The 3,906-nt window shown below is 66.0% G+C and carries 4 protein-coding genes; all 4 read left to right on the top strand.

The genetic code is table 11. The features are described 5' to 3' along the window. On the top strand, window positions 1–275 hold a 275-nt coding region (locus F3J14_RS33950; RefSeq protein WP_166726629.1), incomplete at its 5' end, for a superoxide dismutase family protein. A 192-nt stretch (window positions 276–467) separates the two neighbouring features. Then, complete coding sequence (dcd, locus tag F3J14_RS33945; protein WP_006398615.1) at window positions 468–1,037, top strand: dCTP deaminase; 570 nt, start codon at window positions 468–470, stop codon at window positions 1,035–1,037. Window positions 1,038–1,118: 81 nt separating this feature from the next. Further along, complete coding sequence (locus tag F3J14_RS33940; RefSeq protein ID WP_138847327.1) at window positions 1,119–3,398, top strand: arginine/lysine/ornithine decarboxylase; 2,280 nt, start codon at window positions 1,119–1,121, stop codon at window positions 3,396–3,398. Continuing rightward, the coding region (locus tag F3J14_RS33935; protein WP_166726628.1) for a lysozyme inhibitor LprI family protein at window positions 3,398–3,906 on the top strand (509 nt) is incomplete at its 3' end. The genes F3J14_RS33940 and F3J14_RS33935, both read left to right, overlap by 1 nt.

The following is a 3,906-nucleotide window of genomic DNA, read 5'->3' as shown; positions in this document are numbered from 1 at the left end:
GCGACTGCAACGCGGGCGACGGCTCGAGCGCCGGTCCGGTGTTCGCGCCGGCCGCCGAGCGCCTGCGCGCGGGCGCGCGGGTCGCCGGCGATCTCGGCAATATCCACGCGGACGCGAACGGCGTCGCGGCCGGTTTCATCGTCGCGCCCGATCTGGCCCTCGATGGCGTGCGTTCCGCGCTGAACCGCGCGGCGCTGGTGCACCGCGACCCGAGCGATCCGATTTTTTCGCAGCATGGCGCGGGCGCTGCGCTCGCGTGCGGCGTGATCCGTTGACGGTCGCCGCGTGCGCGAGCCGATGATCGCGTAAAATGTGCGCCTTTCCCGGCCGCCGCCTCGCGGGTACGGCCGTCACCGACTGTCACGCAGCGTTTCCAGGCGCCCCGATATGAAACGACCCCAACGCTCACTTTGTTCGCTGCCCTCCGACGGGGCGCTCAGCCTTCCTGGGACGGCCCGGAGGCTGGCATGAGCATCAAGTCCGACAAGTGGATTCGGCGCATGGCCGAAGAACACAAGATGATCGAGCCGTTCGTGCCCGATCAGGTTCGCGCGTCCGAGGATGGTCGCCGGATCGTCAGCTACGGCACGTCAAGCTACGGCTACGACATCCGCTGCGCGGATGAATTCAAGATCTTCACCAACATCAATTCGACGATCGTCGATCCGAAGAACTTCGACGAGGGCTCGTTTGTCGATTTCAAGGGCGACGTGTGCATCATCCCGCCGAACTCGTTCGCGCTGGCCCGCACCGTCGAATATTTCCGCATCCCGCGCACCGTACTGACGGTCTGCCTCGGCAAGTCGACGTACGCGCGCTGCGGGATCATCGTCAACGTGACGCCGTTCGAACCCGAATGGGAAGGCTACGTCACGCTGGAATTCTCGAATACCACGCCGTTGCCCGCGAAGATCTACGCGAACGAAGGGGTCGCGCAGGTGCTGTTCTTCGAAAGCGACGAGGTGTGCGACGTGTCGTACGCCGATCGCGGCGGCAAGTATCAGGGTCAGCGTGGTGTCACGCTGCCGAAAACCTGATCTGGTTGCATATCGTCTCACCGGTTTCCGGGTGACCGCTGCGCGTGACGCGCCGCGGTCGTTCTTTTTGGAGAATCGCCCATGAAGTTTCGTTTTCCCGTCGTCATCATCGACGAAGATTTCCGCTCCGAGAACATCTCGGGCTCCGGCATCCGGGCGTTGGCCGAAGCGATCGAGAAGGAGGGCGTCGAAGTCCTCGGCCTCACGAGCTACGGCGATCTGACGTCGTTCGCGCAGCAGTCGAGCCGCGCGTCGTGCTTCATCCTGTCGATCGACGACGACGAACTCATGCTCGGCGAAACGGGCTCGGACGGCGAGCTGCCCGAGCTGGCGACCGCGATCATCGAGCTGCGCGCGTTCGTCACCGAAGTGCGCCGCCGCAACGCGGACATCCCGATCTTCCTGTACGGCGAGACGCGCACGTCGCGGCATCTGCCGAACGACATCCTGCGCGAACTGCACGGCTTCATCCACATGTTCGAGGACACGCCGGAGTTCGTCGCGCGCCACATCATCCGCGAGGCGAAGGTCTATCTCGACTCGCTCGCGCCGCCGTTCTTCAAGGAGCTGGTCAAGTACGCGGACGAAGGCTCGTACTCGTGGCACTGCCCGGGCCACTCGGGCGGCGTCGCGTTCCTGAAGAACCCGCTCGGCCAGATGTTCCACCAGTTCTTCGGCGAGAACATGCTGCGCGCGGACGTCTGCAACGCGGTCGACGAACTCGGCCAGCTGCTCGACCACACGGGCCCGGTCGCGGCGTCCGAGCGCAACGCGGCGCGCATCTTCAGCGCGGATCACCTGTTCTTCGTGACCAACGGCACGTCGACGTCGAACAAGATCGTCTGGCACGCGACGGTCGCGCCGGGCGACATCGTGCTGGTCGACCGCAACTGCCACAAGTCGATCCTGCACGCGATCACGATGACGGGTGCGATTCCGGTGTTCCTCACGCCGACGCGCAACCACTTCGGCATCATCGGGCCGATCCCGCGCGACGAATTCAAGCCGGAGAACATCCGCAAGAAGATCGAGGCGAACCCGTTCGCACGCGAAGCGCTGCGCGAGAATCCGGACCTGAAGCCGCGCATCCTGACGATCACGCAGAGCACGTACGACGGCGTCGTCTACAACGTCGAGATGATCAAGGACCTGCTCGGCGACTTGCTCGACACGCTGCACTTCGACGAAGCGTGGCTGCCGCATGCGACGTTCCACGACTTCTACCGCGACATGCACGCGATCGGCGACGGCCGTCCGCGCACGGGCGCGCTCGTGTTCGCGACGCACTCCACGCACAAGCTGCTCGCGGGCATCTCGCAGGCGTCGCAGATCGTCGTGCAGGATTCCGAGAACCGCACGTTCGACAAGCACCGCTTCAACGAGGCGTACCTGATGCATACGTCGACGAGCCCGCAGTACGCGATCATCGCGTCGTGCGACGTCGCGGCCGCGATGATGGAGCCGCCGGGCGGCACCGCGCTCGTCGAGGAATCGATCGCCGAGGCGATCGACTTCCGCCGCGCGATGCGCAAGGTCGACGCCGAATACGGCGACGACTGGTTCTTCAGCGTGTGGGGCCCGGACGACCTGTCGGAAGAAGGCATCGGTTCGCGCGAGGACTGGATGCTGAAGCCGAACGACCACTGGCACGGCTTCGGCCCGCTGGCGGAAGGCTTCAACATGCTCGACCCGATCAAGGCGACGATCATCACGCCGGGGCTCGACGTCGACGGCGAGTTCGGCGAGACGGGCATTCCGGCCGCGATCGTCACGAAGTACCTGGCCGAGCACGGGATCATCGTCGAGAAGACCGGCCTGTACTCGTTCTTCATCATGTTCACGATCGGCATCACGAAGGGCCGCTGGAACTCGATGGTGACCGAGCTGCAGCAGTTCAAGGACGACTACGACAACAACCAGCCGCTGTGGCGCGTGCTGCCGGAATTCGTCGCGCAGCATCCGCGCTACGAGCGCGTCGGCCTGCGCGACCTGTGCACGCAGATCCACGACGTGTACCGTGCGAACGACATCGCGCGCCTGACGACGGAGATGTACCTGTCGGACATGGAGCCGGCGCTGAAGCCGTCGGACGCGTTCGCGAAGCTCGCGCACCGCAAGATCGACCGCGTGCCGCTCGACGAGCTCGAAGGCCGCGTGACGAGCATCCTGCTGACGCCGTACCCGCCGGGCATTCCGCTGCTGATCCCGGGCGAGCGCTTCAACAAGACGATCGTGAACTACCTGCGGTTCGCGCGCGACTTCAACGAACGCTTCCCGGGCTTCCATACCGACATCCACGGCCTCGTCGCGGAAGAAGTGAACGGTCGCGTCGAGTACTTCGTCGACTGCGTGCGCGACTGATGGCGACGCAGGGACGAATCCGGACGATGCGCGCGGCGCTGGCCGCGCTCATCGTCTGGGCCGCGTGGTCGGCAGGGCCGGCGGGGTTGAATGTCGCGCATGCGGAAGTGGCGGCGGCCGACCCGATCGACGTCGCGATGCGGCAGTGTCTCGCGCGGCGCGACCGGTCGTCGACGGCCGGCCAGATCCAGTGCATGGGCGAGGCGCAGCAGCAGTGGCAGACGGTGATGGACCGCGCGTACCAGCGCCTGTCGGACGATGCGCCGGCCGACGTGAAGCGCGGCTGGCAGGACAGCCAGCGCCACTGGGTCACGTGGCGCAAGGATGAAATTCAGCTGCTGAAGGCCGTGTACGACACGACGCGCGGTACGGCATACGCGATGTCGAGCGCCGACATGCAGCTGCAGCCGGTGCGCGATCGCGCGCTGGCGCTGCGCGCGGCGGCCGACCGCTATGCACCGCCGCCTGCCGCCGTGCCGGTGGCCGCCACGAGCGGTGCGCAGGGCGG

The sequence above is a fragment of the Burkholderia sp. Tr-862 genome, assembly GCF_011753085.1.
Classification (GTDB): Bacteria; Pseudomonadota; Gammaproteobacteria; order Burkholderiales; family Burkholderiaceae; genus Burkholderia; species Burkholderia ambifaria.
This window is presented reverse-complemented; position numbering and strand designations above follow the sequence as displayed.

Bases quoted from the DNA above. Each gene is read 5' to 3' on its own strand.
- dcd (WP_006398615.1), top strand. From the start codon at position 468: ATGAGCATCAAGTCCGACAAGTGGATTCGGCGCATGGCCGAAGAACAC.
- F3J14_RS33940 (WP_138847327.1), top strand. From the start codon at position 1,119: ATGAAGTTTCGTTTTCCCGTCGTCATCATCGACGAAGATTTCCGCTCC.